Consider the following 5,972-nt stretch of genomic DNA (forward strand, 5'->3'; position numbering starts at 1 on the left):
GGTGATATTGCCAACACTCGCATCGGCGTTGGAGAAGGCTCCGATACCAACTGCCCAGTCACCGTAAGTGGTGATGTTGGCACCGATATTCCCGGCAAACGCATAACCGCCGATCCAGCTCTCCACCTCGCAATCATAATAACCGTCGGCGCTGGCAAGGAGGCCGGTCGCCTCATCGCCATGCGTGACGATGCTGGAGGAATAGCTATTCCCCGCATAGGCAGAGCCGGCTTCACTGAAGGCTGCAACACCGGCTGCCCCCGCGCCCTGCGTTGTAACCTGCGAGCCGAGAGCGCTCACCGCAAAGGCGATGGCACTTCCGGACGCGCTGGCAACAACACCATGCGCTTCTGTGCCGGAATAAACATCGCCGTAATTATCGGTAAGGCCGGTCGTCACTTCGCCATAGATATTGGCTGCAATCGCAAGACCCCTGGCGGCGACGGCGGCGACGCCTACGGCGTCGTCACCTGTGGTTACGATGGTGGAACGGAAAGCGCCGGGGCTGTCAGGCTCCCCTTCAGGAAGATGATCCTCAAGGAACCCGAAAACGTCGGAGAGGGAGTCGTAGTTGCCCCCGTGGAACACTTCTGAGAAATGCGAGACAAGCCCAAGCGGCGCACCGTTCAGCGCAACCGCGATCCCGCCTTCGTCTTCATGCGGGGAATCATCACCAAGGCCTGTCATGGCAACGACGCCATGCGAGTCCTCGCCCTCGGTCCTGACCGTACCACCGAGCAGGTTGAAGGCGATTGCATTGCCCCCTTCCGCCATGGCCATGACGCCCACGGCATCATCGCCATGGGTCTCAATCAGTCCGATATTGCCTGCAACGGCATGGCCGTCACGATGGATCAGGACTTCTTCCGGCGCATAGATCGTGTAGGTATCGCTCCCCGCCGTTACGACGAGCCCGTCTGCACGATCACCCGATGTTTCGATCGTGCCGGAATTGAGACCCACGGCAAGCCCGGATTCCGTTGAAACGATGATGCCCTTCGCCTTCTTGCCCGAGGTTTCCACCGTGCCCGAATTGAGAACAACGGCTTCCTCCGCAGCAAAAACTTCAATGCCATGCGAGCGCATGCCATGTTTCCAGGAATTCTCGCCCGTGATGATAGTGCCGTCATTGATGACGACGGCGCGGCCGCTTTCGACATCGACCGAAAGGGCCGCCGTCTTCTTACGATGCGATGTGATCAGCTTTTCGTTGAGAACATAGGCATACTCATCCGCGTCAATATCGACATTGCCGTGGATGTAACCCTCATTGTGGAGGCTCGCCTCAAACGCATGATCAACGCGGATCGCATCGCTCCAGCGCGAATAGACCAGGCCGAACGTGTCAGAATAATAGCCTTCAATCCGCTGATTGTGGATTTGAACGCTTGGCCCGGAAGCGACGATGCCGGCACCGCCATTGCCTTCAGCGGCAATAATGCCTGAATTGTCGATAATGGTTGTCGCGGGTGCATCGGAGCGCGCTACGACACCATGGGCATTTTTGCCGTAAGCGAGGATCAGGCCCGTATTTTCGAGCGTCACCGTATCGCCGGAGATGTCCACACCATGGCCACTCTTGCCTCCCGTCACGATAACACCATGGTTGACGACATTGATGGTCTCACCATCCGCCCCAATGCCCGCAGACTTCTTGCCTTCGGTTGTGATGGTGCCGGAGTTGACGATCATGCCCCACCCGTCCTGCACACTGGCGGAAATGCCATCCGACTCCTTGCCGGATGTGCTGATCGTGCCCTCATTAATGACAATGGCAGTGCTGGAATAGCCGCCGGCGACAACGATGATGCCAGCCGCCTCGTTCCCTGTTGTTTCGACAGACCCGTTATTGGTCACAAAGGCATGATATCCGCCGCCCGCATAGATGCCGGTGGCGTGCTCGCCCGCAGTCAGAATATGGGCTTCGTTCCAGACATCGGCGCCGTTCCCCGAAACGGCGGAGATGCCATAGGACCAGTCGCCCTTGGTTGCGATCCAGCCCTCATTGACGACCGAGGACGTGCCGCCTTCATACTCGTCGGATGCGGTCGCTGCCAGAATACCGTGCGATGCTTGCGCGTTGGTGACAACCGTTCCCTGATCCGAATTCAGCACATAGGTGCTACCTGATTGCGAGAAGAGGGAGATACCGTGGTGGAGATAACCACCATAGACCCACTCATGATGCTCGCCGTCATAGTAAGGATTGTCGCCTGTCGCGATCGACCCGTAGTTGCGAACATCAAGATCGCCGTCGCCAACAATCAGCAGGCCCGCATTGTCCATATCATGGGCGGAGGTCTGACCCGTCGTGTCGATGCTCGCGCCTGAGCCCAGAACGACTGTCAGGTCTTCCACGGAGTCCTGATAGATCGCGTCGTTGAACGATCCCGTGCAGATGACGGTGGAGTTTATTTCGGAGCACGAGCCTGCCCTGGCGCTTCCCGTTCCCATAGCGCCTACAGCAATGATCGATGCGCCGGAAAGAAGGGCCGCAGCCACAAGCCGCTTCACCCCACCTGCCGTGGCAGGCCGCGATGTCGCTTTCACAACACCGCCATAATAGCTATAGGCAGAACTGATCAGCGTCTCATTGCCGCCGATCATTGTACCGGATTCGGATTGTCGAGTGGTCATCAAACTCCCCCAGAGAAAGTCATTTCAGGAGAGAGACTGCGCGCAGCCCGTTCCGCGCTCCACTTGAGTCTCCACCAAAAAGGAAAAGGCTTTTGCGCCAATGCGGATGGAATTCGCACGTGATTGCGGCGCTTCGGCAATCTGTGCCGTTTTCTCCGCGGATCAGGCCGGAAAAGAAAATGGCGGCGTCGCGGGAGAGTTACCCAAGGGTTGAGATTGATTCATTGCGATGTGCGAAATGGATACGAAAATCAAATGGCCGGCGCGATCCCGCACCGGCCATCTGCCTTCCGACACATGTTTTTCAGGCAACCGCCTCTTGCCGCAAATCAGCAGGCGCCCAGTTTTCGATCGATATCTCGTTGCGTATCGCGCCGTCGAGAAGCCCCGTCGCCTTGGGGCATGTCACGCCGGGCAGCACAAACACGTCGAAGAGTTCTCTGATCTCACCCCTGAGCCTGATCCACTCGACAATGTCACCATTGCGCGTATCGACAATCTGCACGCCACACCACGGTTCGCCATCCCGCTTCGCAAGTTCATCATCAAGCGCAAGGCCGGAGAAGCTGCCATCCCGCGGCAGAGAAAGCCCCACAAAGGCATAAGGCCCATGAAAGGCAAGGCCACGCGCAAAGCCCGGCAGGAAGGCGACATTCTCCCGCTTGCCCGTCTGCTCGTCCACACGGCACAGCGCGCCGACGCCGGAATTGAGCACCCAGAGCGCGCCATCATGCACGCGCGGCGAATGTGGCATGGAAAGATCTTCCGTCACCATGCGGTCATCACGCACATCCATGATGAAGCCGCCCGAAGCGCGTCTGTCCCGCCATCCGGTAACGACATCGCTCCGGCACACCGCCGTGACATAGCGCGCCTCTCCCTCTGCCATCGCTAGCCCGTTCAGGTGGCAACGATCCTCCGGCGCGAGGCGCGAAATGAAAGGCGGCTTCCAGATCGGGCGAAAACTATGCGTGAGGCTGAAGGTCGAGAGGCAGGAAAACTTCGTGTTCACAAAAATAACGCGACCATTCCGATCCACGCCAAGCTCATGCACATCGAGATCGCCCGTCGTCTGCGCATTGCGCGGCACATAATTGCGGTCGAACCCGTCCATCGTCTGGCCGGGCGAGAGAACATTCTCAAGTCGCCATATCTGATGCTGCCCCGCGAGATAGAGCCGCTGCGGCGTGGCAGCCACGCCCATCGCATGAACGAAATGGCGCTCGTGAAAACTCACCCGCCCGCGCGGCATCCGCCCAACGAGATAAAGCCGCCCGCTTTGATAGGAGGTGAAGCCGAAGCTCAACCTGTTGCGCTCCATGAAGCTGTGCAGCCCCCGCGAGCACGAAATCTCCGTCGTCTTTTTCGGTGCAAGCGCAAGTTCCGCCACAGCAGGCGCGCCTTTATTTTCCGCATCGGTCATCCTTCGCCCCTCCCACAACCGCGTACAACGAGAAGGATTGGACCACGCCATTTGCGCGATTATCGAGACGAACCATCTCCACTCTGGACCGCTTATGGCAGGAAATGCGCGGCAGACCGGCTCATTGCCATGAGAGTCCTATCCATATCGGAGAAAATTGCGAGACATGGCGGAAATTGCCGCTCCGTTCCTTGCGCCTGCCTTCCCCAAGCCTGCAGAATTGCGCGGGGGCATGAGCGGGCCTCGCCCGGCCCGACCACCTGCAAGGGAGGAAAGAATGAGCATCGCGAAGAACACGATCTGCCTCTGGTTCGACAAGGATGCAGAGGAAGCCGCCCGCTTCTATGCCGCAACCTTTCCCGACAGCGCCGTCACGGCCATCCGCCGCGCACCGGGCGACTACCCGTCAGGCAAGGAAGGCGATGTGCTGACGGTGGAATTCACCGTATGCGGAATACCCTGCATAGGTCTCAATGGCGGCCCCGCCTTCACGCATAACGAAGCCTTTTCCTTCCAGATCGCAACGGATGATCAGGAAGAAACCGACCGCTACTGGAACGCCATCGTTGGGAATGGCGGGCAGGAAAGCGCATGCGGCTGGTGCAAGGACAAATGGGGCATCTCCTGGCAAATCACCCCCCGAACCCTCACCGAAGCCCTCGCCGCCGGCGGCGCAGAAGCCAAACGCGCCTTCGACGCGATGATGACGATGGGGAAGATTGATGTGGAGGCGATCAACCGGGCGCGGCGAGGATGAGGGGGCAATAAAACGCTGCGGCGGGCGAAGCACTGTATGACGCTGCACCAATCGATATCCGTGACCAGCGTTTTTTACGCGCCTCAAATATTCAAGAGAGTGACTTCTTGCAAATAAAATTCTTGGATGCTCTCATCAGAATGAACATCTGTCCTCGCCTTCTGTATTGGTGCATTGGGCAAGGAGACGTAGGGGGGTATTATGAAACAGATCGCCATTTTTAATCACAAAGGCGGCGTCGCCAAGACAACTGTGACATTCCATCTGGCATGGATGCTCTCCCTTCTCAAAAAGCGGGTGATGGTTGTTGATTGCGATCCTCAGTGCAACTTAACGGGAATCTTTCTGGGCGACATAGATACAGAAGATTATCCATTCGAAAGTGACTCGCCGCAAAGACCTAAAAATATTCGCGACGCTGTCCGGCCCGCTTTTGAATCTCGTCCTTACACCATCGAGGCAACTGAACTTTACGAATCAAAAACACAACCGGGCCTCTTTCTCCTTCCCGGGCATGTCGGGCTATCAGAGTACGAAAGCCAACTTGCTGTCGCGCATGAACTCAGCAATTCTTTGTCAGCTCTTCAGAACATTCCAGGCGCACTCCACCACGCCATCAAGAAGTCAGCGGACGCGTACAATATCGATTACGCATTAGTCGATATGAGCCCTAGCTTGGGCGCTATCAATCAAAATCTTTTCATGACGAGCGACGCTTTCATTCTGCCTATGGCGCCTGATTTATTCTCCGCCATGGCACTTCGTTCTCTAGCCCGGACGTTACCCAAATGGGCTGAATGGGGTCGCAAGGCGGCGAACAACACGTATTTGAGATCTGCGGACTACCCATTCCGCCCTGTGACCCCTCGTTATCTTGGTTCAACTGTGAACAATTTCCGAAAGCGAGCCAGGGGTAATGATGAAGCAAAACCCACTCAAGCATTTCAAAAGTGGTTTGACCGGCTTGCTAAGGCAAAAGCCACCGATCTTTTGGTCGCACTTAAATCATCCAAAATGCTTTTACCCGACGAGGTGTACGAAAATGCTCACGCCCCAACTGACAGCTTCCTCATGGAAATCGGCTCCCTCGACGGCTTAATCGCAACGGCCCAAGAGCTTGCAAAGCCCGTGTTCGCAATCGACCTAGCCAAAGAC

General features: G+C 57.2%; 4 protein-coding genes. 2 read left to right on the forward strand and 2 right to left on the reverse strand.

What is annotated here, in order from left to right; all coding sequences use genetic code 11:
• The coding region (locus tag WBF74_RS02390; protein WP_424434614.1) for a hypothetical protein at positions 1–2,637 on the reverse strand (2,637 nt) is incomplete at its 3' end.
• 304 nt (positions 2,638–2,941) lie between these two features.
• On the reverse strand, positions 2,942–4,060 hold the full coding sequence (locus WBF74_RS02395; RefSeq protein ID WP_424434617.1) for a TIGR03032 family protein: 1,119 nt from the start codon (positions 4,058–4,060) through the stop codon (positions 2,942–2,944).
• Positions 4,061–4,343: 283 nt separating this feature from the next.
• On the opposite strand from WBF74_RS02395, the gene WBF74_RS02400 reads away from it, so the two are divergent.
• Both WBF74_RS02400 and WBF74_RS02405 read left to right on the forward strand, forming a co-directional pair.
• Positions 4,344–4,817: a VOC family protein gene (locus WBF74_RS02400; RefSeq protein ID WP_424434623.1), complete on the forward strand. Its 474-nt coding sequence runs from the start codon at positions 4,344–4,346 to the stop codon at positions 4,815–4,817.
• 201 nt (positions 4,818–5,018) lie between these two features.
• The coding region (locus WBF74_RS02405; protein WP_424434620.1) for a ParA family protein at positions 5,019–5,972 on the forward strand (954 nt) is incomplete at its 3' end.

Origin of the sequence: Parvibaculum sp., assembly GCF_049672805.1 — a bacterium.
GTDB lineage: Bacteria > Pseudomonadota > Alphaproteobacteria > Parvibaculales > Parvibaculaceae > Parvibaculum.